This is a genomic window from Klebsiella variicola, from assembly GCF_000828055.2.
Classification (GTDB): domain Bacteria; phylum Pseudomonadota; class Gammaproteobacteria; order Enterobacterales; family Enterobacteriaceae; genus Klebsiella; species Klebsiella variicola.
This window is the reverse complement of record NZ_CP010523.2, coordinates 2562428-2588696: the sequence shown is the minus strand read 5'-3', so window position 1 is coordinate 2588696 and position 26269 is coordinate 2562428. Positions and strand designations below refer to the sequence as shown.

The window sequence follows — 26269 nt, the reverse complement described above, 5'->3', positions numbered from 1 at the left end:
CTCATGTGTAGTTATAAACCCGAACCGACATTGCAATAGACCGCCTGCTCATGCTCACTGAACGCCACGTCAATCCCGGTACGCAAACCGTACTGCCGTGCAATCAGGTAACGAAAACCGGCCCCCCATGCCACCTCTGACTGTTCCGCTGGCGTGCGCGCCGCGCACCCCGCGCCAACGAATCCCTGCAGGATCCAGCGCGGGGTGAAGGCCCAGGGAGGTTTGCGCCGTGACCACGTCGTCGCCCTGATAGCGGTAGCGCGAAATAGGGACATCAAAGGGTTATCATGGTGGATGAATGACTGATTAATGGCCCGCGACCGCCAGTGCGGACAACAGGAATTTCATGCTTACTCCGGGGCTTTGGGGACGCACGACACGCCTCACGAACAGTATTAACGCGACGGGGTAATGAAAATATAACGTATGAGAATAATGCTCACCAACGCGCAGTCGCCTGTTTTTCGGGTATTTTTAAACGAAAAAGTGCTGGCTATCACAGAAAAATGCCATCGCGATACAGGGCAGCGCGGTGATTGTATTCAAAAGGTGAATATCGTATAACATAGCGCTACCGAGGGGTGTCCCGTGAGGGCTGAGATGGCGCAAGCCGAACCCTTTGAACCTGATCTGGGTCATGCCAGCGAAGGGACGGGTCGGCAATTTTGCCTGCATTACCGCCATTGCCTGTTCACACCCCTGCACGCCCGGATCTCCCCTGAATATCTGGAGGTCCTGTGATAATTCCCGCGTTTAGCCATGGTCTTTATGGCCGTTTACGCCAGCTGGCCGCCGCTGACTGGCAGCACTATGTGGCGCATCCTTTCGTCCAGCAGCTTGCCGAGGGCACCCTGGCGGAAAGCGCATTTCGTCGCTACCTGACCCAGGATTATCTGTTTCTGATCCACTTTGCCCGCAGCTATGCGCTGCTGGTGAGTAAACTGCGCACGCTGCCGGAGATGCGGGCCGCGGCCGCCTCAATGAACGCCATCCTCAACGAACTGCCGCTGCACGTCGGTTACTGCGCTCAGTGGGGCATTAGCGAGCAGGAGATGGCTACCCAGCCTGAAGCGCCGGAAACCATTAACTATACCCGCTACGTGCTGGATATTGGCCACTCGGGTGACGCGCTGGATCTACTGGTCGCGCTGATGCCCTGCGTGGCCGGTTATGCGGAAATCGGTCTCGGCCTGCTGCAGCATCCCGCCACCCGACTGGACGATAACCCCTACGCCTCGTGGATCCGCAACTATGGCGATGAAGGCTATCTGCACGGCGTCAATGCCGCGCTGGCGCTGCTGGAAACGGTATGGCAGCAGCGCGGGAGCGAGGCCCGGATCACTGAGCTGAGCGAGATTTTCACCACCGGCACCCGCCTTGAGGCGCAGTTCTGGCAGATGGGCCTCAACGCGACAGCGGAGACCCGGGCGTGACTGCGCCGGGTATCGAGGTCCGTGGCCTGAGCCTGCATTTCGGCGACCGTCGGTTGTTCGACAACCTGTCGTTTACGGTCCCCGGCGGGCAGTGGGTGTCGCTCCTCGGCGCCAGCGGGGCCGGCAAAACCAGCCTGCTGCGGGTGATGGCCGGTCTGGCGCCCGCCACCCGGGGAGAAGTGGTCGCCAGCGATGGGCAGCCTATTCAGGGCCGTCTGGCGTGGATGGGGCAGAAAGATCTGCTCTACCCCTGGCTGAGCGTCCGGGACAACGTCGCCCTCGGCGCGCGGCTGCGCGGTGAAAAAGTCGATCGTGCCCGGGTCGCCGCCCTGCTTGATCAGGTTGAGCTCTCGTCCTGCGCCGACGCCCGGCCGGCAACCCTCTCCGGCGGCATGCGTCAGCGCGCCGCGCTGGCCCGCACCCTGTATGAGGACCGCCCCATCGTGCTGATGGATGAGCCTTTCTCGGCGCTGGATACCCTCACCCGCACGCGCATTCAAACTCTGGCCGCCACCCTGCTGGCTGGTCGCACGGTGGTGCTGATCACCCACGATCCGCAGGAGGCCTGCCGGCTGAGCCACCGCCTGCTGGTCCTCTCGGCGCCCGACGGCGACATCGATGACAGCCATCACCTTGCCGGCACACCTCCGCGCGCGCCGGACGCGCCCGATCTCTTGAACAGCCAGGCCGCCCTGCTGCAGCAACTGATGAGGGCTCATCCATGACCGGACGTCTCTGGCGGGGCAGCATGGTGTTCTGCGGGTTGATGATCCTCTGGGGTCTGGCCAGCCGCAGCGGCATTCCTCACTTTCTTTTACCCTCCCCGATGGCGGTCGCCGAGGCGCTGTGGGTTAATCGCGCCTATCTCGGCTGGCACACGCTTATCACGCTCAGTGAGATCCTGAGCGGCCTGGCGCTGGGCGTGACGCTCGGCGTCACCCTGGCGCTGGGTATGATCCTCTCTCCGCGCCTGCAGCGCTGGCTGATGCCGCTGGTCCTCACCAGTCAGGCGATCCCGGTCTTTGCCCTCGCCCCGCTGCTGGTGCTGTGGCTGGGCTTTGGCATGAGCGCCAAAGTGGCGATGGCCGTGCTGGTGATTTTCTTTCCGGTGACTTCCGCCTTCTTTGATGGCTTGCGACGGGTCAACCAGGAATATCTCGATCTGGCGCGCAGCATGAACGCCTCCTTCGGCGCTCAGCTGCGGCATGTCCGCCTGATGGCTGCCCTGCCTGCGCTGGGCTCGGGCCTGCGGATGGCGGCGGCGGTGGCGCCCATCGGCGCGATTATCGGCGAATGGGTCGGCTCCGCTGAGGGGCTGGGCTACGTCATGCTCAATGCCAATGCGCGGCTGCAAACCGATATCTGCTTCGCCGCGCTGTTTATTTTAGTGCTACTGACCCTCCTGCTGTGGCTGGCGGTAGATACCCTGCTACACCGGCTGATCGACTGGTCACCGGAATAAAGATGAAGTAATAAAGGAAAACAGATGAAAAAGTCGCTTTTCGCCGGGGCAACCCTGACGGCCCTGGTCAGCGGCCACGCGCTGGCCAATGAACCGCTGACGCTGGTGCTGGACTGGTACATTAACCCCGACCATGCGCCGATTATGGTGGCCGAGCAGATCGGCGCCTTTAAGGCTCAGGGGCTGGACGTCAAGATTGTCCCTCCCTCCGATCCCGCGCTGCCTCCCCGCATGGTGGCCGCCCGTCAGGCGGATCTGGCCATCACCTACCAGCCGCAGGTGCACTTCTTCGCTGACGAAGGGTTACCGCTGGTGCGCGTTGGGACCCTGATTAACTCGCCGCTGAACACGGTGATCGCTCTCAATAAGCAGATCAAAACTCCGGCAGATCTGCAAGGTAAGAAGGTGGGCTATTCGGTCAGCGGCATTGAGCAGGCCACCCTGTCGACCATGGCGCAACACGCGGGTATCGATCCGGCCAGTATCAAACTGGTTAACGTCAATTTCCAACTGACCAGCGCCCTGCTGGCGGGCCAGGTGGACGCGGTCATCGGCGGCTACCGTAATATAGAAGCACAGGAGCTGAAGCTGCAGGGCAAAACGCCGGTAGTGATGAACGTCGAAGATTACGGCGTGCCGGCCTATGACGAGCTGGTGATTGTCGCCCATCGCGACGCGATTCATGAGGCCAAGATCCGTAAATTCCTCACCGCCCTGCAGGCCGGAGTGAGCTATCTGCGCGCCCATCCGCAGGAGAGCTGGGAGGCGTTTGCCGCCGCCCACCCGGAGCTGAAAACCGAACTCAACCACCAGGCGTGGCTGCAAACCGTGCCGCTGTTCGCCACCGATCCGGCGGCGCTGGATAAACCGCGCTACGAAGCTTATGAACAGTTTTTATATAACAATAAGTTGGTGAAAAAAGTCACACCTTTAACAAATTATGCGGTGGAACTGCATTGAGACTTGCTATCGCTGACGGAAGGCATTCCGTCAGCGTTTTAACGCAGCGGCAATAAAAATATAGAGACTTTCTCACTAATAATTACACTTTAAAGGGTTATCGTGACACGCAGTTGTTCTATTATAATTCAGCAGGTTACGTTAATTATTGCCCCGGTAAGAATAACGTCAAAATAACGCAATCAATAAAACGTTGAATGCGGATTTAAAAAGCCATATATTGTGCGCGCTTTATGAATGCCAATTCAATTCCTTAGACCAATTATTCAACCAGCGTTCAACCGCAATGCTGGTTGTGGGAGTGATATGATGACGGATAAAGTCCGTATTGATACTTTACGTGCCGATTTATTAGACGCAAACAACGAAACCTTTTTGGCCCGTCAGGCCGAATTCGAATCGAATGTCAGGAGTTACCCGCGTAAGTTACCGCTGGCTATCACTAAAGCTGAAGGCGTGTGGCTGACGGATGCGGATAACAAACAGTACCTGGACTGCCTCGCGGGCGCCGGTACTCTCGCTCTGGGCCACAACCACCCTGATGTATTGCAGAGCATCCAAAGTGTCATTACCAGCGGCTTGCCGTTACATACCCTCGATCTGACTACCCCGTTAAAAGATCGTTTCTCCGAATACCTGCTCTCTTGCCTGCCGGGCGATGGGAAAGAGTATTGCCTGCAGTTCACCGGTCCTTCCGGCGCTGACGCCGTGGAAGCCGCGCTGAAACTGGCGAAAAAATATACTGGCCGTACGGCGGTGATCAGCTTCTCCGGCGGCTATCACGGGATGACCCATGGCGCGCTGTCCGTCACTGGCAACCTGTCGCCGAAAGCGGCGGTTAACGGCATGATGCCGGAAGTCCAGTTCATGCCTTACCCGCACCTGTATCGTTGCCCGCTGGGCATCGGCGGCGAAGCCGGCGTGAAAGCCCTGACCTACTACTTCGAAAACCTGATCAACGACGTGGAGAGCGGCGTCCGTAAACCGGCGGCGGTGATCCTCGAAGCTGTGCAGGGTGAAGGCGGCGTGAACCCGGCGCCGGTCGAGTGGCTGCAGCGCATCCGCAAAGTGACCGAAGAGCATGGCATTCTGCTGATCGTCGATGAAGTGCAGGCTGGCTTTGCCCGTACCGGTAAATTCTTCGCCTTCGAGCACGCCGGTATCCAGCCGGACATCATCGTGATGTCGAAAGCGGTCGGTGGCGGTCTGCCGCTGGCGGTGCTGGGCATTAAAAAACAGTTCGACGCCTGGGAACCGGGTCACCACACCGGCACCTTCCGCGGCAACCAGCTGGCGATGGCTACCGGTCTGACCACCCTGCGTCACCTGCGCGACAACAAGATTGCCGACAAAGTCGCTGCCCAGGGCGAGTGGCTGAAAGGCAAACTGGCCGAGCTGCAGAAGCGCTACCCGGTCATTGGCCACGTACGCGGTCTTGGTCTGATGATCGGTATCGAAATCGTCAAGCCGAACGAAGCTCAGGATCACATGGGCTGCTACCCGGCTGACGGCGAACTCTCTGCCCTGCTGCAGAAGAAATGCTTTGAAGCGGGCCTGATTCTGGAGCGCGGTGGTCGTCACGGCTGCGTGCTGCGTCTGCTGCCGTCCCTGCTGATCAGCAACGCGGAACTGGATGTGTTCCTCGACAAATTCGAACAGGCCCTGCTGGCCGCCGGCGTAAAGCCGGTCTGAGTGGAGTCAGTGACCACCATGTCCACATTGAATCCGATTCTTGCTGGTTCAGCGCAGAGCGTTGAAGCCTATCAGCAGGTTATCGAGCAGACCAGCCAGGCCGTTGTGCAGTGGCTGAAGCAACCTGAGATGTATCAGGGGAAAAGCGTTGACGAGCTGCGTGAGCGTATCTCCCTTGAATTTAACGAACAGGGTTTGGGTAACCAGGCGGCGATTGATCGTGCGATCGAGTACTTCCTGAAAGACAGCCTGTCGGTGCATCACCCGCAGTGCGTGGCGCACCTGCACTGCCCGAGCCTGGTAATTAGCCAGGCGGCGGAAGTGTTGATCAACGCCACCAACCAGAGCATGGACTCCTGGGACCAGAGCCCGTCAGCAACCATCATTGAGATGAAGCTGATCGAATGGCTGCGCGCCCGGGTCGGTTATCCGGCTGGCGACGCCGGCGTCTTCACCAGCGGCGGCACCCAGAGCAACCTGATGGGCCTGATGCTGGCGCGCGACGCCTTCTTCGCCCGTCAGGGGCACTCCATCCAGCAGGATGGGCTGCCGGGGGATATCCGCAAGTACAAAGTATTGTGCTCGGAAAACGCCCACTTCTCGGTGCAGAAGAACATGGCGCTGATGGGCCTCGGCTACCGCTCGGTCACGCTGGTGAAAACCGACGAATTCGCGCGGATGGACGTGTCCGATCTGAAAGCGAAGATTGCGCAAGCGCAGGCTAACGGCGAGCAGATCATGGCGATCGTCGCCACCGCCGGCACCACCGACGCGGGGGCTATCGACCCGCTGCGCGACATCGCCGGTATCGCCGCGGAACATCAGATCTGGCTGCACGTTGACGCAGCCTGGGGCGGCGCGCTGCTGCTGTCTGAGCAGTATCGTGACTACCTTGACGGTCTGGAGCTGGTGGATTCCGTTACCCTGGACTTCCACAAGCAGTTCTTCCAGACCATCAGCTGCGGCGCCTTCCTGCTGAAGGACGCGCGCCATTACGAGCTGATGCGTTATCAGGCGGCCTATCTGAACTCCGAGTTCGATGAAGAACACGGCGTACCGAACCTGGTGTCTAAGTCGCTGCAGACCACCCGTCGCTTCGATGCGCTGAAGCTGTGGATGGGTCTGGAAGCGCTGGGCCAGAAACAGTATGCGGCGATCATCGATCACGGCGTCACGATGGCGAAAAACGTGGCGGAGTACGTGAAGTCGCAGCCGACGCTGGAGCTGGTGATGCAGCCGCAGCTGGCGAGCGTGCTGTTCCGTTCCCGTCCGGCGCAGATGGCGCAGAGCGACGCGGCGGCTATCGCGCTGCTCAACCAGCGCGTCGGCGATGCCCTGCTGGCTTCCGGCCGCGCTAACGTTGGCGTGACCGAGCATAACGGTGTCACCTGCCTGAAGCTGACCCTGCTGAACCCGGTGGTGACGCTGGATGACGTGAAGGTTCTGCTTAACCTGGTGGAACGCACCGCTCAGGAGCTGCTGGCGCAATAACCTGCCCTAGCGGGCGGCGCCTGCCGCCCCGCTGTCAGCCTTACCTGCAATAAGCCGATAATCTCCTTATCGGCTTTTTTATTTCTTTCCGCGCCACTGACGTTCTCTGCTCCCTGGCTGGTCGCTGGGCCCGTTGACGCCTGCCTTTCGCGATGCCACAGTATTATCCCGAGAATAACGACGTTCAGGATAAACATCCTGAAAATGAGGATGATGATGGAGAAACGCTTACCGGGACTGGATCTCGACGCCCTGCGTAGCTTTGTGACCGGCATGGAGTGCGGCAGTTTCGCCCAGGCAGCACTGCGCCTGTCGCGTTCCACTTCGGCCGTCAGCGCCCAGCTTAAAAAGCTGGAGAGCCAGTGCGGTACGGCGCTGGTGGCCAAACAGGGGCGGCATCTGGTGCTCACCGCGGAAGGCGAAAAGCTGATGAGCTACGCCAGACGACTGCTGGCGCTCAATGATGAAACCCTGCGCGCGCTGCAGGGCGAGCGGCTCACCGGCGAGATCCACCTTGGTATGCAGGAAGATTTTGGCGAATCGCTGATGCCGGGGATCCTGGGGCAATTTAAACGGCATCATCCGCAGGTGCGGATAGTCGCCAGGGTGGATCGCAATGGTCCGCTGCGCCAGGCGCTGGCGGAAGAGGTGCTGGATCTGGCGCTGCTGTGGCAAACCGAAGATCAGGGTCCCGGGATGGGCCGCTGCCCGCTGGCGTGGATTGCGCATCCTGACCTGGATATTGGTGCACTGCTGTCCTCCGGCGATCCGCTGCCGCTGGTGATGTTCGACAGCCCGTGCCTGATGCGCTCCCGCGCTATCGCCTGTCTCGATGCCGCGGGGATCCCCTGGCAGGTGGTATTCGTCAGCCACAGTCTGAACGGCATCTGGGCGGCGGTACAGGCTGGCCTGGGGCTGACGATACGCACCCGTATCGGCATGCCCGGCAACCTGCGCACCGTCGCCGGGCTGCTGCCATCGCCAGGTAGCCTGGCCGTTAACCTGCAACAAACCCCGCGCGAGGGACAGCATTCCGCCGCCGTGGCGCTGCTCGGCGAACTGATGACCGAGGCCCTGCAGGGGTGGGTCGAGATGTGACGGTGTCACGCTACTTCCATTCACCCTCACCCTAACCCTCTCCCTGAAGGGAGAGGGAACCGCCCGGCAGTCACCGGCAATGGGCATCCAGCGCCGTTCCCGCTTCAATGCCCGGTGGCGGCTGCGCCTTACCGGGCCTACATTCTCCCTGCGCGCTCCTGTAGGCCGGGCAAGCGCAGCGCCGCCCGGCAACAGGCACAAGGGATAAAGGGAACCGTCCGGCAGTCACCGGCAATGGGCATTCTGTACCATTCCCGCTTCAATGACCGGTGGCGGCTGTGCCTTACCGGGCCTACATTCTTCTTGCGCGCTCCTGTAGGCCGGGCAAGCGCAGCACCGCCCGGCAACAGGCACAAGGGATGAAGGGAATCATCCGGCAGTCACCGGCAATGGGCATCCAGCGCCTCTCCCGCTTCAATGCCCGGTGGCGGCTGCGCCTTACCGGGCCTACATCTCCCTGCGCGCTCCTGTAGGCCGGGCAAGCGCAGCGCCGCCCGGCATCAGGTATAAGGGCTGGAGGGAACCGTCCGCCAGACGCCTACGCCGCGGGTCAGGCTTTGTTCTCCTGCAGTAGCTGCTGGATCACCTGCTCCTGGCGGGCATAATCCCCTTCGCCGAAGGCGGTATAACGCAACTGTCCGCGAGCGTCGAAAATGTAATGCGCCGGCCAGTACTGATTGCCGAAGGCGTTCCAGATGGCGTACTCATTATCCGCCACCACCGGGTAGGTTATCCGCCAGTCCTTCACCGCCTGGCGCAGCAGCGGCAGCGAACGCTCCCAGGGATATTCCGGGGTATGGACGCCAATCACCACCAGCCCGGCAGCGCGGTATTTGTTCGCCCAGTCGCGCACGTAAGGCAGGGTATGCTGACAGTTGATGCACTCCCGGGTCCAGAAATCCACCAGCACCACTTTGCCCTTCAGACGCTCCGGAGTTAACGCCGGGCTGTTGAGCCACGCGCTGCCTCCCGCCAGGGAGGGCATCGCGCTGCTGGGCTGCGGCGCGGCGATCGGCTGGAGGATGGTCTTTTGCTCCGGCTGCGGCAGACGGGCGGCCAGCCGCTGCTCCAGCGCCTGACTCCAGCCTCCCGCACTTTGCAGATAGCGATCGCCGCCGCTGGCGATCAGCGCCACCGAGGCCAGCATCGCCACCCCCGCCAGCCGGCGCAGCCGTTCGCCGAACGCCAGCCCACGACGCAGACGGGCAATCAACGCCGCGCCGCACCACCCCAGCAGGAATAACATCAGCGCCCCGCCGCTGCCGTAAGCCAGCAGCAACCCGCCAGTGGTCGCCTGGCCCGGATGCACAAAGCCCAGGCTGAGTATCGCCCCCAATACCGGCCCGGCGCACGGGGCCCACAACAGGCCCACCGCCAGCCCGGCCAGCAGCGAACCGATCCAGCCGCGCTGGCGTGAGCTGGCGTTGTTAAGCTGATTTCCCAGCTCCACCAGGGGTGAGGTCAGCCGCTGCGCGACGCGCTGCGAAAGCAGGCTCAGCCCGACCAGGGCGAAGAACGCCAGCGCCAGGCCGCGGCCTGCGAGGGTCAGATTCACCACCCAGCCGCTGGCGACCGTCACCAGCCACGAAACCGCGCCGAACATCAGCGCCATTCCAGCCAGCATAATTGCCAGCTGCCCCCGGCGGCCCCGGACGCTGGCGAACAGCAGCGGGATCACCGGCAGCGTACAGGGGCTCAGCAGAGTTAACATTCCGCCCAAAAATGCAATGAATATCGACATCGCCTTCTCCTCATTATGTCGTCGCTGCCGGGAGTGGCAGCCACGACATTACCGCAAGGCCATGTAAGGCGAATGTGTCGGGAAAGGGGGAGAATTGTCGGCTTAATTATCCGTCTGCGCCGGAGATACAGCAGGATACAATCCCGCCGCGGCAAGGCGAACGCTGGCGTCCAGGCCGCCCTGCGGGCGGTTGGCCAGGCGCAGTGCGCCGTTCATCTGGCTGACCAGCTGCGCAGCGATCGCCAGCCCCAGACCGGTGCCGCCGGTATCGCGATTGCGCGAGTCCTCCAGGCGATAAAACGGCTGCAGCACCGCCTGTAGCGCGGCCTCCGGGATCCCCGGCCCCTCATCCAGTACATGGAGGGTGACATCCCCGGCGGCGTCGCGGGTCAGAGTTACCGTGACCGTGGTGCCGAATTTCAACCCATTATCGATAAGGTTAGTCATCACCCGGCGCAGGGCCTGCGGTGGGATCCACACCACCCCGGCGGTCTCCTCCGGGCAAAAACGCACCGGCCGGCCGACATCGGCATAATCGCAGACGATGGTGTCGAGAAAGGCGTCAAGGTTCAGCCGCTGGCGCGCCTCCGCCAGTGGCTGCGAGGTGCGGGCGAAGGCGATGCCCTCCCGCACCAGGCGGGTCATATTGTCGAGATCCTGCAGCAGCTTATCGCGCAGTTCCGGCTGGTCGGCCATCTCCACCCGCAGCTTCATTCGGGTGATCGGGGTTTGCAGATCGTGGGAGATAGCGGCGAGGATCCGCGCCCGCTCCTGCAGATGGTCGTGGATGCGCGCCTGCATCGCGTTAAACGCGCGAGCGGCACGGCGGACCTCTTCCGGCCCCTGCTCGGCCATGGTTCCCGCCGTGTCGCTGGCCGGTTCAAGGGCGTCCACTGCGCGGGTAAAACGGGTGATGGGCAGCAACACCTGGCGAACGGCATACCAGGCGCAGGCCAGCAGGAGAACAAACTGAGCGATCAGCACCACCGGCAGCCAGCGGGCGATGGCCGGTAGCTTCGGCCACAGATCGAGAGTCAACGGGGCGCCGTCGTGGAGGGTAATATGGGCCTGAATATGCTGCCGCGGGCCGGGGATCGTCACAATACTTACCGGGTACTGCGCGCTCAGCGCCTCCTGCAGGGAGCGGGCTGCGTCCCGGGCGCGCCAGCTGTCCGGGTAGTCGCCGCGCTCGCCGGAGCCCAGCAGATAGCGATAATTGCCGCGCGCCAGCTTCGGCAGCCACTGTGGGCGCTCAGCGGCCGGCAGGCGGTCAAGGATAGCCACGCTGGTGGCGACATCGGAAGCCAGATTGCCCAGCATCACGCTGCGAGCGCTGCTCATGCGCTCATAAAACAGCAGCGACAGGGTTAAAGTATTCGCCAGCAGCAGCGCCAGAAACAGCAGCGCCATCAGCCTCGACTGCAGCGAGGCGGGCCAAAACCTCATTCATGCCTCTCGCGGATGGAGACCGGCACCGACAGCACATAGCCTTCGCTGCGCACCGTTTTAATGTAGGCCGGCTCGCGGGCATCCTCCCGTAGCCGCTGGCGCAGTCGGCTCACCAGCAGGTCAATTGACCGCTCAAACAGTTCCGCGTCGCGTCCCTGGGTCAGATTCAGCAGTTGGTCGCGGTTCAATACCCGCTGGGGGTGATCGAGAAACACCCGCAGCAGCCGATACTCCGCCCCGCTGAGGGCGACGATGGCGCCGCTGTCGTCCAGCAGGTGGCGGGCGGCAGTGTCGAGCAGCCAGTCGCCAAAGGCGATCAGCCTGCCCGCCTCGGTGATCTGCAGATTGGGCGGCAGCGCCCGGGTGCGGCGTAAAATGGCTTTGATGCGCGCCAGCAGTTCGCGGGCCACAAAGGGTTTAATCAGATAATCGTCAGCCCCCATTTCCAGTCCGAGGATCCGGTCGCTGTCGTCGGTGCGGGCGGTGAGCATCAGCACCGGAATATCCTGCTGCGGGTTGGCGCGCAGCTGGCGGCAGAGCGTTAAGCCGTCCTCGCCCGGCATCATGATATCCAGCACAATCAGGTCAATTTGATGATTTTTGAGCACCGACCACATGGCTTTGCCGTTCGCCGCGCCGCTGGCGCGATATCCCGATTTTTCCAGATAGTCGACAATCAGTTCCCGAATATCGCGGTCGTCATCGACGACCAGGATGTGGTCAATACGCTCCAAAGGGTGCTCCTGCGGCAAAATAAACTCTTCACAAGCATAAGCCGTGTTGCCGGAAGCGCAACGTCGCGCCGCCGGCAAGGCGCGGATTACAAACGGTCGGCGTCCACCACCGCCTGGACAAAGTCTGCCGGGTCCTCCTGCGGCGGATTATGGCCCACCACCCCCTGCAGATCCCGGTGTTCATATTTCCCGGTAAATTTAGCCCGGTAGCTGGCGGGAGCCGGATGCGGCGCGCCGTTATTCGCCCCTTCAAGGGTGATGGTGGGCACGGTTATCGGCGGTAGCGCCGCCAGCCGTTGTTCATAGCCGGCATACTTCGCTTCCCCCTTCTCCAGCCCCAGGCGCCAGCGGTAGTTGCTGATGGTGATCGCCACGTGGTCCGGGTTATCCAGCGCCCGGGCGGTTCTGGCAAAAGTCGCGTCGCTGAATTTCCACTGCGGCGACGCCTGATGCCAGATAAATTTCGCAAAGTCGTGGGTGTTATGCCGGTAACCGGCTTCGCCGCGCGGGGTGGCAAAATAGAACTGATACCACCACGACAGCTCCGCCTGCGGCGGCAGCGGTTTTTCGCCAATCTGCTGACTGCTGATCAGATACCCGCTCACCGAGACCAGGGATTTCACCCGCTGCGGCCACAGCGCGGCGACGATATCCGCCGTGCGCGCGCCCCAGTCAAAGCCGGCCAGATCCGCCTGCCTGATGTTCAGGGCGTCCATCAGATGGACAATATCGGCCGCCATCGCCGACGGCTGACCGTTACGCGGCGTGCTGGCGGAGAGGAAACGGGTCGTGCCGTAGCCGCGCAGATACGGCACAATGACCCGGTAACCCTTCTGCGCTAAAGCCGGCGCCACCTGAGCATAGCTCTGAATATCGTAGGGCCAGCCGTGCAGCAGGATCACCGGCTGGCCGTCGCGCGGGCCGATATCCACGTAGCCTATATTCAGGTCGCCGGCGCGGATCTGGTGGATCCTGTCGAACGCCCCCGCGTCTTCCGCGGCGCAAACGGCAGCGGACCACAGGGTGGATAACCCCAGCGCCGCGGCGCTGGTATAGCGGATCAGGGATACTCTGTTCATCACTTTCTCACCTTTTATCATCATCAAGAGAGTACGTGACCAGTAAAGCGGAAATTTGTATCCGCCATGTGCCCGACCGGGGCCATTTTTATCTCTTAATGTCAGCGCTGCGCCGCGAGATACAGTGTGATACAGAGTCGAGGTTGGCAATTGTTGCGGGCATGTGAATTTATGCTTGCCCCAGGAGATAAATCCGTTACCGTGGCAGGCATTTTTCACCACTTAAGAACGCAGGAACCCGCTATGGCGATTTTTGATGGTCACAATGACCTGCTGCTGAATCTCTGGCTTCACCATCGTGAGGATCCGGTAAGCGCCTTCTTTGCCGGGATAGAAAACGGCCATCTCGACTATCCGCGTATCCGCCAGGGCGGGCTGGCCGGCGGCCTGTTCGCCCTCTTTGTGCCGCCGCAGGAGTATATCGCCCGCGTGGCGCCGCAGTACGCCAGCGAGGCGTGGGATCCGCGGGCGATCCTCTGGCAGCAGTTGGCTATCCTCAAGGCGATTTGCGCCCATGACGCCAGTCGCGCGCGGCTGTGCCTGAGCGCGGCGGATATCGAACGCTGTCGCCAGGATAACGCGCTGGCGATGGTGGCGCACATCGAAGGTGCTGGCGGGTTCGACGCGCAAGGCGAAGATCTGCAGGCCTTTTATCGCGCCGGGGTGCGCAGCATTGGTCCGTTCTGGAACATCGCCAATCGCTTCGGCTGCGGGGTCACCGGCGCCTTTCCCGGCAGCCCGGACAGCGGGCCGGGTCTCACTCGCGAGGGCATTGCGCTCATCGCTCAGGCCAACGCCCTGAAGATGCAGATCGATGTTTCGCACATGAATGAACAGGCCTTTTGGGATACCGCCCACCATTCCACCGCCCCACTGGTGGCCACCCACTCTAATGCCCACGCCCTGTGCCCACAGCCGCGCAATCTGACCGACCGGCAACTGCGGGCGATCCGCGACAGCGGCGGCGTAGTGGGCGTCAATTTCGGCAATGCTTTCCTGCGCGCCGACGGACGGCGCGACAGCGACACGCCCTTAACCACCATTGTCCGGCATATCGACTATCTTATTAACATAATGGGTGAGGATCATGTGGCTCTCGGCTCGGATTTTGACGGCATCACCCTGCCCGACGAGCTGGGCGATGTGGCCGGCTTACCGCGGCTTATCAATGCCTTGCGGGACAATGGCTATGATCAATTGGTGCTGGATAAGCTGCTGTGGAACAACTGGCTGCGGGTATTAAAAAAGGTTTGGCAACAATAGGTTATATTGTAAACATAAAGTTAATTCCTTACAGATTCCGGGTTGATCTCTCTCCCGGTGAAGCGCAATATGCGGCGGCCGTCACAGATCCAGCATTATCCGTGAGGCCTGTCGTCATTTTTAAGAGGAACACAACATGTGGAAGAAACCTGCTTTTATCGATTTACGTCTCGGTCTGGAAGTGACGCTGTACATTTCTAACCGTTAATCGCCCCGCCCGCCGTTCGCGCGGGCACCTTCATTCATTACCCGGTCCGTCTTCATGTTCATTAAAGTCCTCGGCTCCGCCGCCGGCGGCGGTTTCCCGCAATGGAACTGCAACTGCGCCAACTGTCAGGGTCTGCGCAACGGCACCATTCAGGCCAGCGCCCGCACCCAGTCGTCGATCATCGTCAGCGATAACGGCAAAGAGTGGGTGCTGTGCAATGCCTCGCCGGATATCAGCCAGCAGATTGCCCATACCCCCGAGTTAAATAAACCCGGCGTACTGCGCGGGACGTCTATCGGCGGCATTATTCTCACCGACAGCCAGATCGACCACACCACCGGGTTGCTGAGCCTGCGCGAAGGCTGCCCGCACCAGGTGTGGTGCACGCCGGAGGTTCATGAGGATCTCTCCACCGGCTTCCCGGTGTTTACCATGCTGCGACACTGGAACGGCGGCCTGGTGCATCATCCCATCGCCCCGCAGCAGCCTTTTACCGTTGACGCCTGCCCTGATTTGCAGTTTACCGCCGTGCCTATCGCCAGCAACGCGCCGCCCTATTCGCCGTATCGCGACCGGCCGCTGCCGGGCCATAACGTGGCGCTGTTTATCGAAAACCGCCGCAACGGGCAGACGCTGTTCTATGCCCCGGGGCTGGGTGAGCCGGATGAAGCCCTTCTGCCGTGGCTGCAAAAAGCGGACTGTCTGCTGATCGATGGCACCGTCTGGCAGGATGACGAGCTGCAGGCCGCCGGCGTCGGGCGCAATACCGGTCGTGATATGGGACACCTGGCGCTCAGCGATGAGCACGGGATGATGGCCCTGCTGGCCTCCCTGCCGGCAAAACGCAAAATTCTCATTCATATTAATAACACCAACCCGATCCTTAACGAGCAGTCTCCCCAGCGCCAGGCGCTAACGCAACAGGGGATTGAAGTGAGCTGGGACGGGATGGCAATCACCCTTCAGGATACCGCATGCTGATCACCGACACGCTGTCGCCGCAGGCCTTTGAAGAGGCTCTGCGGGCTAAAGGCGCCTTCTACCATATTCACCACCCTTACCACATCGCCATGCATAACGGCGAAGCGACCCGCGAGCAAATTCAGGGTTGGGTGGCGAACCGGTTTTATTACCAGACCACCATTCCGCTGAAAGACGCGGCGATTATGGCCAACTGCCCGGATGCGCAGACCCGGCGCAAATGGGTGCAGCGGATCCTCGACCACGACGGTAGCCACGGCGAAGATGGCGGGATTGAAGCCTGGCTGCGGCTGGGGGAAGCGGTCGGTTTGAGCCGCGACGACCTGCTCAGCGAGCGTCACGTGCTGCCCGGCGTGCGCTTCGCGGTGGATGCCTATCTTAATTTCGCTCGTCGCGCCTGCTGGCAGGAGGCGGCCTGCAGCTCCCTGACCGAGCTGTTCGCCCCGCAGATCCATCAGTCGCGCCTCGACAGCTGGCCGCAGCACTATCCGTGGATCAAAGAGGAAGGCTATTTTTACTTTCGCAGTCGTCTGAGCCAGGCTAACCGCGACGTTGAGCATGGTCTGGCGCTGGCGAAGACCTACTGTGACAGCGCTGAAAAACAGAACCGGATGCTGGAGATCCTGCAGTTTAAGCTCGACATCCTGTGGTCGATGCTCGATGCCATGACCATGGCCTACGCTCTGCAGCGCCCGCCCTATCACACGGTCACCGACAAGGCGGCCTGGCACACGACCCGACTGGTGTAATCATGCAAAAAACGTCCATCGTTGCCTTTCGTCGCGGCTACCGACTGCAGTGGGAAGCCGCCCAGGAGAGCCATGTGATCCTCTATCCGGAGGGAATGGCTAAACTCAATGAGACCGCCGCGGCGATCCTCGAGCTGGTCGATGGCCGGCGCGACGTCGCGGCGATTATCGCCATGCTTAACGAACGTTTCCCGGAAGCCGGCGGCGTCGATGACGACGTCGTCGAGTTCCTGCAGATCGCCTGTCAACAGAAGTGGATCACCTGCCGTGAGCCAGAATAAACCCGCCGTCAATCCGCCGCTGTGGCTGCTGGCGGAACTGACCTACCGCTGCCCGCTGCAGTGTCCCTACTGTTCCAATCCGCTGGACTTCGCCCGGCAGGAAAAGGAGCTGACCACCGAACAATGGATCGAGGTCTTTCGCCAGGCGCGAGCGATGGGCAGCGTACAGCTGGGCTTTTCCGGCGGCGAGCCACTGACCCGTAAAGATCTGCCGGAGCTGATCCGCGCCGCGCGCGACCTCGGGTTCTATACCAACCTGATCACCTCGGGAATTGGGCTAACCGAGAGCAAACTCGACGCCTTCAGCGAGGCCGGACTGGACCATATCCAGATTAGCTTCCAGGCCAGCGATGAGGTGCTCAACGCCGCTCTCGCCGGCAATAAAAAAGCCTTCCAGCAGAAGCTGGCGATGGCCAGAGCGGTAAAAGCGCGCGACTACCCTATGGTGCTGAACTTCGTCCTCCACCGGCATAACATCGACCAGCTCGATAAAATTATCGAGCTGTGCATTGAGCTGGAGGCCGATGACGTCGAGCTCGCCACCTGCCAGTTTTACGGCTGGGCGTTTCTTAATCGCGAAGGGCTGCTGCCGACCCGGGAACAGATCGCTCGCGCCGAGCAGGTGGTCGCCGATTACCGGCAGAAAATGGCCGCCAGCGGCAACCTCACCAACCTGCTGTTCGTCACCCCGGACTATTACGAGGAACGCCCGAAAGGCTGTATGGGCGGCTGGGGATCGATTTTCCTCAGCGTCACTCCGGAAGGCACTGCGTTGCCGTGCCACAGCGCGCGCCAGCTGCCGGTGGCGTTCCCGTCGGTGCTGGAGCAGAGTCTGGAATCGATCTGGTATGACTCGTTCGGCTTCAACCGTTATCGCGGGTATGACTGGATGCCGGAGCCGTGCCGCTCCTGTGATGAAAAAGAGAAAGACTTCGGCGGCTGCCGCTGTCAGGCCTTTATGCTGACCGGCAGCGCCGATAACGCCGACCCGGTGTGCAGCAAATCCCCACATCATCACAAAATCCTTGAGGCCCGGCGCGAAGCGGCCTGCAGCGACATCAAAGTCAACCAGCTGCAGTTCCGCAACCGTACCCGCTCGCAGCTGATCTACAAAACCCGGGAACTGTAATGACGCTGGCGACCCGCACTGTCACTCTGCCGGGCGGCCTGCAGGCTACCCTGGTTCATCAGCCGCAGGCCGATCGCGCGGCGGCCCTGGTGCGGGTTGCCGCCGGCAGCCACCATGAACCGTCGTGCTTCCCCGGTCTGGCGCACCTGCTGGAACACCTGCTGTTTTACGGCGGTGAGCGCTACCGCAAAGATGAACGGCTAATGGGCTGGGTGCAGCGCCAGGCAGGGGATGTGAATGCCACCACCCTGGCCCGCCACAGCGCTTTCTTTTTCGAGGTCGCCGCCGAGGGCCTGGCTGACGGCGTCGCGCGCCTGCAGGAGATGCTGCAGGCGCCGCTGCTGCTCAGGGACGATATTCAACGCGAAGTCGCGGTTATCGACGCCGAAAACCGCCTGATCCAACAGCATGAGTTGTCGCGACGGGAAGCCGCCGTGCGTCACTCCGCCATCGCGCCAGCGGCGTTTCGCCGCTTTCAGGTCGGCGACGCCGGGTCGCTGGGGGAGGATTTCCTCGCGCTACAGGCGGCCTTACGTGACTTTCACCGCAGCCACTACGTCGCCCGCCGGATGCAACTCTGGCTGCAGGGGCCGCAGTCGCTGGAGGTGCTCGGCGAACTGGCGACCCGTTTCGCCACCGGGCTTGCCCCGGGCGAGGCACCGCCGCCAGCGCCGCCGCTCACTCTGGGCGAGCCCCCTGAACTGCAGCTGGCCGTCTCCAGCCAGCCCGCGCTGTGGCGCTGCCCGCTGATCGCCTTAAGTGACAATGTCACGTTATTGCGCGAGTTTTTGCTGGATGAAGCCCCCGGTAGCTTGATGGCCGGCCTGCGCCAGCACGGGATGGCCGAGGACGTGGCGCTGAACTGGCTGTATCAGGATCAGCACTTCGGCTGGCTGGCGCTGATTTTCGCCAGCGACCGGCCGGAACAGGTCGACCGGCAGATAACCCACTGGTTGCAGGCGCTACAGCAGACGACGCCTGTGCAGCAGCAACACTACTATCAGCTGTCCCGGCGCCGTTTTCAGGCGCTGTCGCCCCTCGATCAGCTGCGCCAGCGGGCATTCGGCTTTGCCCCCGGGGCGCCGCCCACCGGGTTCGCCGATTTTTGCGCCGCCCTGCTGGCCGCCCCCACGGTCAGCCTGGCCTGCCAGACGCAGCCCCCCGGAGCAACGGTAGCCACCCAGGGCTTTAGCCTGCCGCTCAGCCGCTGGTCGCCACGTCCGGTCTCTGACCCGGCGCTGGCATTCGCTTTTTATCCGCAGGCCGCTGGCGAGCTCGTGGCCGAAAGCCCGGCGGAAGCCGCGCCACTGCGTCACCTCCCGTCACCGGAAGAGCCGCCGACGCTCCTGCTGCGACCGCCCTTCTACTGCTCGCCCACGCCGGCCGAAGGGCTGGCGCGCAGGGAACAGCTGCGTCCATTGCTTGCCGCCCTGCGCCATGCCGGGGGACACGGCGAGTGGCATCTGTTCGACGGTAGCTGGCAGCTGATCCTGCAGTTGCCTGCGTCCGGCCAACGGCCGGAGGCGATTCTGCAGGCCATCGTGCGGCATCTCGCGCTCCCGGTCGCCCCGCTGCCCCCACCGCCGGAGAGTATTGCGATCCGTCATCTCATGGCCCAGCTCCCCGAACGGCTGGGTACGTCAGCGCACCAGGAAGGTTGGCTGGCGGCCCTGATTGGCGGCAGCGCGAAAGATGCGCAGTGGGTAGCGCGTCAGCTGAGCCGGCTTACCGTCCCGGTTAATCCGCCGATGCCCGCTCCGGCCCCCTGCCGCGGCGGCGTCGAGCGGCTGGCTTATCCCCGGGGCGACACGGCGCTACTGGTCTTTCTTCCGCTGCCGGAAGGCGCTTCATTGGCGGCCCTGCGGGTGCTGGCGCAGTTCTGCGAGCCGCCGTTTTTCCAGCACCTGCGGGTGGAGCAGCAGATAGGCTATGTGGTGAGCTGCCGCTATCAGCGCGTTGCCGATCGCGATGGGCTGCTGATGGCGCTCCAGTCCCCGGAACGCCGTCCCGGAGAACTCCTCCGCTGCTGTAAAACCTTTCTGCGCCAGCTGGACCCCATGGATGAGGCGACCTTCAGGTTGTTACAGCAGCAGCTGGCCGCTCAGGCTCGCACCCGGGTACCGCCGAAGGTGCGCGCCCTGGACGCGCTGCGCCAGGAGTATAACTTGCCGGGGGTGACGCCGCAGGCGGCTGACGCGCTGCGCGTTGAAGAGGTGGTCGCCCTGTGGCGTGAGATGACCCGCCGGCGTCGCCGCTGGCGAGTGCTGTTCACGACAGGGAGTTAATGGCCGGGGCATCCGGGGTCAGAAAGTCGCTGACGAAGCGGGTGAGGATCGCCGCGGCCTGCGGGCTCTCCTGGACCTCGTCGTGTAACTGTTGTGGGTCGATGCCTTCCGCCTGCAGCACCGCCTCCCGGTAGCGGATCAGCGAGCGGGCAATCGGCGCGGTGAATTCCGGGTGAAACTGCGTGGAGACCGCCTGCGGCCCGTAGCGCACAATCTGGTGGGGATCGTGGGAGGATGCGGCCAGCACAGTAGCCCCCTCCGGCAAACGGGTCACGGTTTGCAAATGGCTCAAATGCGCGGGGAATGTCGCTGGCAGGCCGCTCAGCAGCGGGTCATCGACACCCCACGGCGAAAGCGCAATCGTTTTGCTGCCGCTTTCCCGCCCGGCAGGATGGTAAGCCACCTCACCGCCCAGCGCATGGGCCATCAGTTGATGACCATAGCAGACGCCGAACAGCGGCATGCCGATAGCCACCGCCTGACGGATCCAGTCGGCGGTCCGTTCGCTCCATGCCAGGCGATCGGACACCATTGCCCACGAACCGGTGAGAACCGCCACGGTCTGGCGATCCGGCGCCGGCAGCGGTTCATCTTCAAAGACCCGCACCGCGGTCAGCTGCGCCTGCCACGGCGCCAGCAGCGTACGGAACCAGTGCGGCAGATCGCCATGCTCCTCGCGGATGGCTGCCGGCGGCGTGCCGGTCTGAACCAGCAATAATCGGTTACGTGTCACCCTTCCTCCTCGCTCCGGGTCATGTTCCTGCCATCACTATGCCGCCCGGAAAGCCGCGGGACAAATAACCAATATCTATGAACGATGCGCGTCCGGAATAAGTCCAGCCGCTTACTGGGCATCGGCGCTGTCACGCTGCGGCACGTCAGCCGCCGCGGATGACGCCTGCTGCGGAACAAAGATGTGGTCCAGAATGGCGCGCGCCGTCGGTCCGGCCACCACCCCATCCCCGCCGCCGTTCTCCAGGATCAGCGCCATCGCCACCTTCGGATGCTGATAAGGGGCAAACAGGGTATAGAAGATATGGTCGCGCAGACGCACCGGGATCATTTTGGCGTTATAGGTCTGGTTTTGCTTCAGGCTGAACACCTGCGAGGTGCCGGACTTCGCCGCGATCTGGTACGGCGCGGTATGGAACAGCTTGTAGCCGGTGCCGTTGGGCAGATTCGCCATCCCATACATGCCGTTGCGCACAATGCCCCAGTACGGCGATTTCGGATCGCCCACCTGCGGCAGGTTCGCCGGCTGCTGATAACGTTCCACATGGTTGCCCTGCTTCATCGAATAGAGCAGATGCGGATCCTGCACCTTGCCATTATTCAGCAGGGTGGTGAGCGCCTTCACCATCTGAATGGGCGTGGCGATCCAGTACCCCTGGCCGATGCCGACCGAGATGGTGTCCCCCTGATACCAGGGCTTTTTATGCACCCGCTGTTTCCACTCCCGGCTGGGCAGTACGCCGGCATACTCCTCATTAAGGTCGATGCCGGTGGACTGGCCGTAACCAAACTTGCTCAGCCACTCATGGATCCGGTCAATGCCCATCTCGAAAGCGACCTGATAGAAAAAGGTGTCAGCCGACTCTTCGATGGCTTTGGTCACGTTGAGCATCCCGTGGCCGGTCTTCAGCCAGTCGCGGTAGCGGCGTTGCGTGCCCGGCAGCGTCCACGTCGGCGCGCCGAAGAAGGTGGTGTTCGGGGTGATGACCCCTGCGGAGAGCGCCGACAGCGCCATATAGGGCTTCACCGTCGAGGCCGGGGGATACAGCCCCTGAGTAACACGGTTGATCAGCGGCCGGTCCGGATTATCGAGCAGCGATTTATAGGCCTGATAGCCGATGCCTTTGACGAACGGATTAGGATCGTAGCTGGGGCTGGAGACCATCGCCAGCACGCCGCCATCCCGGGGATCGACCACCACCACCGCCGCGCGCTGCCCCTTCAGCACCGACTCAATATACTGCTGCAGGTGCAGGTCGAGGGTCAGATAGAGGTTTTTCCCGGCCACCGGCGGTACCTCTTTCAGCAGACGCACCACCCGGCCGTGGTTATCGACCTCCACTTCCTGATAACCAGTGGTGCCGTGGAGCGCTTTTTCGTAATAGCCCTCGATCCCCTGCTTGCCGATATTGTGGTCGGCAGCATAGTTCTCCTCTTCGCCGTCTTTCGCCAGCCGCTGCAGGTCGTTGTCGTTAATTTTCGACACATAGCCCACCACGTGCGCCAGCTCGGCGCCGTACGGGTATTCGCGCTGCTGATAGCTCTCCACCGTCACGCCGGGGAAACGGAATTCGTTAACCGCGAAGCGCGCCACCTCCACGTCGCTGAGGTCGGACTTCAGCGTCACCGCTTTATAGCGGCTGTTGTGGTGCATATCGTCGCGGAAGCTGGCGATGTCATCCGGCGTCAGGTCGACGATCGGCGTCAGGCTTTGCAGCAGCGCGGTCATATCGGGAATTTTGCTCGGGATCACCTGCAGGCGATACAGGGTAATGTTCTGCACCAGCGGAATGCCATTGCGATCGAATATCAGCCCGCGGCTGGGGGCAATGGGCAGCATCTTAATGTCGTTCTGGTTCGATCGGGTCTGGTAGAAATCATGCTGCTCCACCTGCAGATGGTAGAGGTTGACGATCAGCACGCCAAAGCAGACCACCACCAGCAGAAAAGCAATTGCGGCCCGGCGGATAAACAGCATCTCTTCCGCGGAGTGGTCGCGAATTTCATCTCTCAAAAGGGGCATTAGCGGTACATCACCTGAATCACAAGAAAAGCCAACAGCGTAACGGCCGGGAAGCATAGCCTTATCGCGGCGCCAGCCCTACTGAAAGGTTGCTAATGATCTGGCAGAAATGTTTCAGCATGTTAGAGCGTGGGAAGCCTTTCTGTGCAGGAGAAAGGCATCAGAGTGCGAGGTTAGCCAGCAACGGGGACGGCTGGCATCTGTTTACACGATCAACCCGCTTATTTTCTGGCCTCAAAAGCGATCTTAACCGCCATTCCCGCCAGTACCGTCGCCATCAGCCAGCGTTGAAATTGTTGCCAGCCCGGCCGCCGACCAAGAAATAACGCCACCTGCCCGGCCAGCAAGATAATCATGCCGTTCACCGCCACGCTGATGATCACCTGGGTACAGCCTAATATTAACGACTGACTGAGCACGCTGCCGAGTCCGGGAGTGATAAACTGCGGCAGCAGGGACAGATACAGGATGGCAACTTTGGGGTTCGCCAGGCTGGTGAGGAATCCCATCAGAAACAGCTTACGCCCACTGTCCGCGGGTAAGTCGCGCACCGCAAATATCGGCCGCCCTCCCGGTTTGATCGCCTGCCACGCCAGATAGAGCAAATAAGCGACCCCGCATAAACGCAAGGCATCGTAGGCGTATGGAACCGCGAAAACCAACGCGGTGATGCCGAAAGCGGCACACAACATATAGAAGAAAAATCCCACGGCCACGCCGGCAAGGGAGATAAAGCCAGCGCGTTTTCCCTGGCAAATCGAACGCGAAGTGAGATACATCATGTTGGGGCCTGGGGTTAACACCAACCCCAGCGCCACCGCGGCAAAGGCCATTAATGAAGCGAATTCAGGCATAACTTATCTCCAGCTATCGGTAATGCCCAGGCGCGCGGCGACGTCGACCATGCTCCCCGACAGTATTCTGTCTTCAGCGCCAGTCACATGGTGCCTAAGTATTAGCTTATTCTGTGTCCGCCAACAACCCCCGTACCGAACATTCGTTACGCTCGCGCAACGGACAGCCCTCATCCTTTTCTCGCAGGAAAATTGTCATATCTCAAACAATTAGCATTCCGGCTCTCTGATTGACGCAGATCGTTTCCTTTGCCGTCTCGTTACGTCTATGGTTAATGGTGAGGTTTATACTAACCGCCAGGTCTGCCTGGTCATATAAGGGGATGTTTACCCTTCGTTGAACGGAATTAGCTATTAAATCTGTAGACTCATTCAAATATCGCTTATTGGTAGCAGTGTATATCGTAATGGCATTCACAAAAGCAAACGGAGCCTGATATGAGCACGTCAAACGACCCATCCAACAACGCATCCGCCGGAAAGTGCCCTTTCCACGCCGAGACGCCAAAACAGAGCGCCGGCAGCGGCACCGGCAACCGCGACTGGTGGCCTAACCAGCTGCGTGTCGATCTGCTGAACCAGCACTCCAGTCGTTCCAACCCGTTGGGTGAGGATTTTAACTACAGGGAAGAGTTTAAAAAGCTCGACTACTCCGCGCTGAAAGCTGACCTCAGAGCGTTGCTGACCGACTCGCAAGAGTGGTGGCCGGCAGACTGGGGTAGCTACATTGGCTTGTTTATTCGTATGGCCTGGCACGGCGCCGGCACCTACCGCACCGTTGACGGTCGCGGCGGCGCAGGCCGTGGGCAGCAGCGCTTTGCGCCGCTGAACTCCTGGCCAGACAACGTCAGTCTCGATAAAGCCCGTCGCCTGCTGTGGCCGGTAAAACAGAAATATGGCCAGAAAATCTCCTGGGCCGACCTTTACATGCTGGCGGGTAACGTCGCTCTGGAAAACGCCGGCTTCCGCACCTTTGGCTTTGGCGCCGGTCGTGAAGATGTTTGGGAACCGGATCTGGACGTCGACTGGGGCGATGAGAAAGAGTGGCTGGCCCACCGTCACCCGGAAAGCCTGGCGAAACAGGCCATCGGCGCCACCGAAATGGGGCTGATCTACGTCAACCCGGAAGGACCGAACGCCAGCGGCGAGCCGCTGTCCGCCGCGGCAGCCATTCGCGCCACCTTCGGCAATATGGCGATGGACGATGAAGAGATTGTCGCCCTGATCGCTGGCGGCCACACGCTGGGCAAAACCCACGGCGCCGCCGAAACCAGCCACGTCGGCGCCGAGCCGGAAGCCGCCCCACTGGAAGCGCAGGGTCTGGGCTGGCACTCCAGCTACGGCAGCGGCGCAGGTGCGGATGCCATCACCTCCGGTCTGGAAGTGGTCTGGACGCAGACGCCCACCCAGTGGAGCAACTACTTCTTCGAGAACCTGTTTAAATATGAATGGGTGCAGACCCGCAGCCCGGCTGGCGCTATCCAGTTCGAAGCCAAAGACGCCCCGGAAATTATCCCGGATCCGTTTAATCCGGGGAAAAAACGCAAACCGACCATGCTGGTCACCGACCTGACCCTGCGCTTCGACCCGGAGTTTGAAAAGATCTCCCGCCGCTTCCTCAACGATCCGCAGGCCTTTAACGAGGCGTTTGCCCGGGCGTGGTTCAAGCTGACCCACCGTGATATGGGGCCAAAATCCCGTTACCTCGGTCCGGAAGTGCCGAAAGAAGATCTGATTTGGCAGGATCCGCTGCCGGCAGCGACTCACCAGCCGAGCGCTGAGGATATCGCCAGTCTGAAAACCGCCATCGCCGGCGCCGGCCTGTCGGTGAGTGAGCTGGTTTCGGTCGCCTGGGCTTCCGCCTCCACCTTCCGCGGCGGCGATAAGCGCGGCGGCGCTAACGGCGCACGCCTGGCCCTCGCTCCGCAGAAAAACTGGCCGGTCAATGCTATCGCCAGCCGGGTGCTGCCGACTCTGCAGGCGATCCAGCGTGCCTCCGGCAAAGCGTCGTTAGCCGATATCATCGTGCTGGCTGGCGTGGTCGGCGTTGAGCAGGCGGCCGCTGCCGCCGGCGTCAGCGTTAACGTGCCGTTTACCCCAGGCCGCGTCGACGCCCTGCCTGAGCAGACCGACGTCGAGTCGTTTGACCTGCTGCAGCCGCTGGCGGATGGCTTCCGCAACTATCGCCGTATCGAAGGCGGTGTCTCGACGGAAACGCTGCTGATCGATAAAGCCCAGCAGCTCACGCTAACCGCCCCGGAAATGACAGTGCTGGTCGGTGGCTTGCGCGTACTGGGCGCGAACTACGACGGCAGCAAACACGGGGTGTTCACCGACCGCGTCGGCGTGCTCAGCAATGACTTCTTCGTCAACCTGCTGGATATGGCCACCGTCTGGAAAGCGGCCGATGACCACGCGGAGCTGTTTACCGGCAGCGACCGTAAAACCGGCGAGGCGAAGTACAGCGCCACCCGCGTGGATCTGGTGTTTGGTTCCAACTCTGTACTGCGCGCGCTGGCGGAAGTATACGCCTGCGCCGACGGGCAGCAGAAGCTGGTGCATGACTTCGTCGCCGCCTGGACTAAGGTGATGAATCTCGACCGCTTCGACCTGTAATCTCCCCGC

The 26269-nt window shown here is 61.7% G+C and carries 22 protein-coding genes, 1 pseudogene and 2 riboswitches; of the genes and pseudogenes, 15 read left to right on the top strand and 8 right to left on the bottom strand.

Features of this window, described 5'->3' with window-relative positions; all coding sequences use genetic code 11:
• Window positions 1–11 precede the first annotated feature (11 nt).
• Window positions 12–267 (bottom strand): annotated as a pseudogene (locus tag SP68_RS12180) (BamA/TamA family outer membrane protein); the annotation flags it as partial.
• Window positions 268–567: 300 nt separating this feature from the next.
• Window positions 568–669: riboswitch (TPP riboswitch) on the top strand.
• A 68-nt stretch (window positions 670–737) separates the two neighbouring features.
• Between SP68_RS12180 and tenA the strand changes: the two are divergent.
• From tenA to SP68_RS12145, 7 genes are all read left to right on the top strand, one after another.
• Window positions 738–1433: a thiaminase II gene (gene tenA / locus SP68_RS12175; protein WP_012541644.1), complete on the top strand. Its 696-nt coding sequence runs from the start codon at window positions 738–740 to the stop codon at window positions 1431–1433.
• On the top strand, window positions 1430–2158 hold the full coding sequence (locus SP68_RS12170; protein WP_012541643.1) for an ABC transporter ATP-binding protein: 729 nt from the start codon (window positions 1430–1432) through the stop codon (window positions 2156–2158). Before tenA ends, SP68_RS12170 begins: the two co-directional genes overlap by 4 nt.
• Window positions 2155–2895: an ABC transporter permease gene (locus SP68_RS12165; RefSeq protein ID WP_008804790.1), complete on the top strand. Its 741-nt coding sequence runs from the start codon at window positions 2155–2157 to the stop codon at window positions 2893–2895. Before SP68_RS12170 ends, SP68_RS12165 begins: the two co-directional genes overlap by 4 nt.
• A gap of 24 nt (window positions 2896–2919) precedes the next feature.
• Window positions 2920–3855, top strand: a complete 936-nt coding sequence (locus SP68_RS12160; RefSeq protein ID WP_008804789.1) for an ABC transporter substrate-binding protein — start codon at window positions 2920–2922, stop codon at window positions 3853–3855.
• 306 nt (window positions 3856–4161) lie between these two features.
• Window positions 4162–5547, top strand: coding sequence for a diaminobutyrate--2-oxoglutarate transaminase (locus SP68_RS12155; protein WP_073984391.1), 1386 nt, complete (start codon window positions 4162–4164; stop codon window positions 5545–5547).
• A gap of 9 nt (window positions 5548–5556) precedes the next feature.
• On the top strand, window positions 5557–7038 hold the full coding sequence (locus tag SP68_RS12150; protein ID WP_162493254.1) for a pyridoxal phosphate-dependent decarboxylase family protein: 1482 nt from the start codon (window positions 5557–5559) through the stop codon (window positions 7036–7038).
• Between the two features lie 204 nt (window positions 7039–7242).
• The gene (locus tag SP68_RS12145) at window positions 7243–8136 is read left to right on the top strand and encodes a LysR substrate-binding domain-containing protein (RefSeq protein ID WP_040968543.1); all 894 of its coding nucleotides are present in this window, start codon (window positions 7243–7245) and stop codon (window positions 8134–8136) included.
• A 550-nt stretch (window positions 8137–8686) separates the two neighbouring features.
• Here SP68_RS12145 and SP68_RS12140 read toward each other — a convergent pair.
• The 4 genes from SP68_RS12140 to SP68_RS12125 all read right to left on the bottom strand — a co-directional run bounded on the left by SP68_RS12140 (window position 8687) and on the right by SP68_RS12125 (window position 13139).
• A complete protein-coding gene (locus SP68_RS12140) occupies window positions 8687–9877 on the bottom strand; it encodes a cytochrome c biogenesis protein/redoxin (protein ID WP_040968544.1) in 1191 nt (396 codons plus the stop codon).
• 102 nt (window positions 9878–9979) lie between these two features.
• Complete coding sequence (locus tag SP68_RS12135; protein WP_040968545.1) at window positions 9980–11323, bottom strand: sensor histidine kinase; 1344 nt, start codon at window positions 11321–11323, stop codon at window positions 9980–9982.
• Window positions 11320–12060 (bottom strand): response regulator, encoded by a 741-nt coding sequence (locus SP68_RS12130; RefSeq protein WP_004180014.1) that lies wholly within the window; start codon window positions 12058–12060, stop codon window positions 11320–11322. The genes SP68_RS12135 and SP68_RS12130 overlap by 4 nt, the downstream gene beginning before the upstream one ends.
• Before the next feature lie 86 nt (window positions 12061–12146).
• Entirely contained in the window at window positions 12147–13139 is a 993-nt protein-coding gene (locus tag SP68_RS12125) for an alpha/beta fold hydrolase (RefSeq protein ID WP_040968546.1), read from the bottom strand.
• Window positions 13140–13382: 243 nt separating this feature from the next.
• On the opposite strand from SP68_RS12125, the gene SP68_RS12120 reads away from it, so the two are divergent.
• From SP68_RS12120 to pqqF, 7 genes are all read left to right on the top strand, one after another.
• The gene (locus SP68_RS12120) at window positions 13383–14402 is read left to right on the top strand and encodes a dipeptidase (RefSeq protein WP_040968547.1); all 1020 of its coding nucleotides are present in this window, start codon (window positions 13383–13385) and stop codon (window positions 14400–14402) included.
• Between the two features lie 136 nt (window positions 14403–14538).
• Window positions 14539–14610, top strand: coding sequence for a pyrroloquinoline quinone precursor peptide PqqA (pqqA, locus tag SP68_RS26415; RefSeq protein WP_002905689.1), 72 nt, complete (start codon window positions 14539–14541; stop codon window positions 14608–14610).
• A 54-nt stretch (window positions 14611–14664) separates the two neighbouring features.
• On the top strand, window positions 14665–15591 hold the full coding sequence (gene pqqB, locus SP68_RS12115) for a pyrroloquinoline quinone biosynthesis protein PqqB (protein WP_008804781.1): 927 nt from the start codon (window positions 14665–14667) through the stop codon (window positions 15589–15591).
• Window positions 15585–16340, top strand: coding sequence for a pyrroloquinoline-quinone synthase PqqC (pqqC, locus tag SP68_RS12110; protein ID WP_008804780.1), 756 nt, complete (start codon window positions 15585–15587; stop codon window positions 16338–16340). The genes pqqB and pqqC overlap by 7 nt, the downstream gene beginning before the upstream one ends.
• 2 nt (window positions 16341–16342) lie before the next feature.
• Window positions 16343–16621: a pyrroloquinoline quinone biosynthesis peptide chaperone PqqD gene (pqqD, locus tag SP68_RS12105; RefSeq protein ID WP_008804779.1), complete on the top strand. Its 279-nt coding sequence runs from the start codon at window positions 16343–16345 to the stop codon at window positions 16619–16621.
• Window positions 16608–17750 (top strand): pyrroloquinoline quinone biosynthesis protein PqqE, encoded by a 1143-nt coding sequence (pqqE, locus tag SP68_RS12100; protein WP_012968140.1) that lies wholly within the window; start codon window positions 16608–16610, stop codon window positions 17748–17750. The genes pqqD and pqqE overlap by 14 nt, the downstream gene beginning before the upstream one ends.
• Window positions 17750–20035, top strand: coding sequence for a pyrroloquinoline quinone biosynthesis protein PqqF (gene pqqF, locus SP68_RS12095; RefSeq protein ID WP_040968548.1), 2286 nt, complete (start codon window positions 17750–17752; stop codon window positions 20033–20035). The genes pqqE and pqqF overlap by 1 nt, the downstream gene beginning before the upstream one ends.
• Here the strand turns inward: pqqF and SP68_RS12090 are convergent.
• From SP68_RS12090 to SP68_RS12080, 3 genes are all read right to left on the bottom strand, one after another.
• On the bottom strand, window positions 20019–20768 hold the full coding sequence (locus SP68_RS12090; protein ID WP_012968138.1) for a glutamine amidotransferase: 750 nt from the start codon (window positions 20766–20768) through the stop codon (window positions 20019–20021). The genes pqqF and SP68_RS12090 overlap by 17 nt on opposite strands.
• Before the next feature lie 111 nt (window positions 20769–20879).
• Window positions 20880–22790 carry a penicillin-binding protein 2 gene (mrdA, locus tag SP68_RS12085; RefSeq protein ID WP_012541633.1) on the bottom strand — a complete coding sequence of 637 codons (1911 nt, stop codon included), beginning with the start codon at window positions 22788–22790 and terminating at the stop codon, window positions 20880–20882.
• Window positions 22791–23011: 221 nt separating this feature from the next.
• Window positions 23012–23644: a LysE family translocator gene (locus SP68_RS12080; RefSeq protein ID WP_004898401.1), complete on the bottom strand. Its 633-nt coding sequence runs from the start codon at window positions 23642–23644 to the stop codon at window positions 23012–23014.
• Between the two features lie 17 nt (window positions 23645–23661).
• A riboswitch (ZMP/ZTP riboswitch) is annotated at window positions 23662–23741 on the bottom strand.
• Window positions 23742–24082: 341 nt separating this feature from the next.
• Here SP68_RS12080 and katG point away from each other — a divergent pair.
• Window positions 24083–26260 carry a catalase/peroxidase HPI gene (gene katG, locus SP68_RS12075; RefSeq protein WP_040968549.1) on the top strand — a complete coding sequence of 726 codons (2178 nt, stop codon included), beginning with the start codon at window positions 24083–24085 and terminating at the stop codon, window positions 26258–26260.
• Window positions 26261–26269: the final 9 nt, after the last annotated feature.

Coding starts and splice junctions, on each gene's coding strand:
- SP68_RS12165 (WP_008804790.1), top strand. CDS start 2,155: ATGACCGGACGTCTCTGGCGGGGCAGCATGGTGTTCTGCGGGTTGATG.
- SP68_RS12160 (WP_008804789.1), top strand. CDS start 2,920: ATGAAAAAGTCGCTTTTCGCCGGGGCAACCCTGACGGCCCTGGTCAGC.
- SP68_RS12155 (WP_073984391.1), top strand. CDS start 4,162: ATGATGACGGATAAAGTCCGTATTGATACTTTACGTGCCGATTTATTA.
- SP68_RS12145 (WP_040968543.1), top strand. CDS start 7,243: ATGAGGATGATGATGGAGAAACGCTTACCGGGACTGGATCTCGACGCC.
- SP68_RS12140 (WP_040968544.1), bottom strand. CDS start 9,877: ATGTCGATATTCATTGCATTTTTGGGCGGAATGTTAACTCTGCTGAGC.
- SP68_RS12135 (WP_040968545.1), bottom strand. CDS start 11,323: ATGAGGTTTTGGCCCGCCTCGCTGCAGTCGAGGCTGATGGCGCTGCTG.
- SP68_RS12125 (WP_040968546.1), bottom strand. CDS start 13,139: ATGAACAGAGTATCCCTGATCCGCTATACCAGCGCCGCGGCGCTGGGG.
- SP68_RS12120 (WP_040968547.1), top strand. CDS start 13,383: ATGGCGATTTTTGATGGTCACAATGACCTGCTGCTGAATCTCTGGCTT.
- pqqB (WP_008804781.1), top strand. CDS start 14,665: ATGTTCATTAAAGTCCTCGGCTCCGCCGCCGGCGGCGGTTTCCCGCAA.
- pqqC (WP_008804780.1), top strand. CDS start 15,585: ATGCTGATCACCGACACGCTGTCGCCGCAGGCCTTTGAAGAGGCTCTG.
- pqqD (WP_008804779.1), top strand. CDS start 16,343: ATGCAAAAAACGTCCATCGTTGCCTTTCGTCGCGGCTACCGACTGCAG.
- pqqF (WP_040968548.1), top strand. CDS start 17,750: ATGACGCTGGCGACCCGCACTGTCACTCTGCCGGGCGGCCTGCAGGCT.
- mrdA (WP_012541633.1), bottom strand. CDS start 22,790: ATGCCCCTTTTGAGAGATGAAATTCGCGACCACTCCGCGGAAGAGATG.
- SP68_RS12080 (WP_004898401.1), bottom strand. CDS start 23,644: ATGCCTGAATTCGCTTCATTAATGGCCTTTGCCGCGGTGGCGCTGGGG.
- katG (WP_040968549.1), top strand. CDS start 24,083: ATGAGCACGTCAAACGACCCATCCAACAACGCATCCGCCGGAAAGTGC.